Consider the following 1,905-nt stretch of genomic DNA (forward strand, 5'->3'; position numbering starts at 1 on the left):
CGCAACGACGGCCGTGTCGGGGGAACGGGCCGCAGCGCGGCCAGGAGTTCGCGCAGGTGCCTGCGCTCGGCGGCGGTGAGCTCGGCGAGGTCCCGGTGCCGCAGCACCTCGGCGTCGCCCGCGGCGACGCTGAGCGGATCGGCCGCCTCGGTGCCCTCGCCGTCGCCGGACGAGGACAGGGCAGCGATGCGCGGCTGGACGGCCACCGGGGTGCCCCGCGACCCCCGGTCGGGCGACTCGGCGCCGAACCACGCGGCGAACGCCCGGTCGTACCGGGGCAGGTCGTCGGGTTCGGAACACAGGGTGACCCGGCCGGCCCAGTAGATCTGCCCGACGTCGGCGGCGTCGACCCGCTCGACGGCGTCGAGGTACGCCCGCACCCGGCGCGCGTCACAGCTCACCCCGGACTCCCGCAGCGCCGCGGCGAATCCGACGAGCCCGGGCAGCGGGTCACCGACGACCCCGGAGGTGCTCATCCCCCCATTCTGCCCCGCGAGTCACCCCCAGGGGCACCCGCGAGTCGCCACTCCAAACCCGCGAGTTGCCAACCTGGGCCCGCGAGTTGCCACTCCAAGCCCGCGAGTTGCCACTCCGGACCCGCATATTGGCGCTCCGGCCCTGCGCCCCGCCGCGTCCGGTCCGCCGTCCGTCTTCCCTCATGACCGCACGGAGCGGGTCTGCCGTCGCCCGGCGTCGCCTCACCGTCCTGGAGTCGCGAGTCACCGTCCTGGGGTGCCGACTCGCCGTCCTGCAGTGGCGACTCGGCGTTCTGCAGTGGCGACTCGGCGTTCTGGGGTGGCGACTCGCGGGGTCAGGTGAGGAGGGTGTCCAGGTCGGCGCGGACGCGGTCCAGGTCCTCGCTGTACTTGAGCACCGTGCCGAGTGTCGTGGCGGCCGACTCGGCGTCCAGGGTGTCCCGGCCGAGTGTGGCCAGTGCCCGGGCCCAGTCCAGCGCCTCGGCCACGCCGGGTGGTTTGAGCAGCTCCCGCGTACGCAACCGCCCGACCGCCTCGGCGACCTGGCGGGCCAGTCGCTCGCCGAGTCCGGGGACCCGGCCGCGCAGGATCGCGATCTCCCGCTCCAGGCCGGGGTGTTCGAGCCAGTGGTACAGACACCGGCGCTTCAGCGCGTCGTGGACCTCGCGGACGCGGTTCGAGGTGAGCACGACCAGCGGGGGCACCGCCGCGCGCACCTCCCCGTACTCGGGGATGGTGACGGCGTTCTCGTCCAGCAGTTGCAGCAGGAACGCCTCGAACTCGTCGTCGGCGCGGTCGATCTCGTCGACCAACAGCACGCACGGCGCCGTCGTCAACGCCCGCAGCAGCGGCCGGGCCAGCAGGAACCGTTCGGTGTAGAGGGACTGTTCGGCGGTGTCGACGTCGAGCCGTCCGCCCTCGACCGCCTCCAGCGCCCGCAGGTGCAGCAGCTGCCGGGGGAAGTCCCATTCGTACAGTGCCTGCCCCGCGTCGATGCCCTCGTGGCACTGGAGCCGGATCAGGGGCAGACCGAGCGCCTCGGCCAGCGACACGGCCAGCGACGTCTTCCCGGTGCCGGGCTCGCCCTCGCAGAACAGGGGCCTGCCCATCCGCAGGGCGAGGAACGCGGCCGTGGCGACCCCGGCATCGGCGAGGTAGCCGGTGTTCTCCAGCAGTCCGGCCAGTTCGTCCGGCGAGTCGACCGTCGGGACCGCCGGCACGGCCGCCGCGCCCCCGCTCCCGTCGGGTGGGCCGTCGGGTGGACGGTCGCTGTCCGTGGCGTCGGCTGTCACGGTCCCGAGCCTAACGGCAGTCCGGGCCCGCGTCGCTCACCCGGCCGCTACCGCACCGCCTGTCCGGCCGCTACCACGACGGCGGCCGGATCGCTAGGTTGCCGATGTGCCGGAACCGCAGCCCGACCCCGCCGACG

Annotated in this window: 1 protein-coding gene and 1 pseudogene; both read right to left on the reverse strand. The window is 74.2% G+C overall.

Annotated elements, in window-relative coordinates:
• Positions 1–476, reverse strand: a pseudogene (locus SACPADRAFT_RS0212075) (VWA domain-containing protein); the annotation flags it as partial.
• 335 nt (positions 477–811) lie between these two features.
• Positions 812–1,696: an AAA family ATPase gene (locus tag SACPADRAFT_RS0212080; RefSeq protein ID WP_028662420.1), complete on the reverse strand. Its 885-nt coding sequence runs from the start codon at positions 1,694–1,696 to the stop codon at positions 812–814.
• Positions 1,697–1,905 lie beyond the last annotated feature (209 nt).

Source organism: Saccharomonospora iraqiensis subsp. paurometabolica YIM 90007 (assembly GCF_000231035.2).
GTDB classification, from domain to species: Bacteria; Actinomycetota; Actinomycetes; order Mycobacteriales; family Pseudonocardiaceae; genus Saccharomonospora; species Saccharomonospora paurometabolica.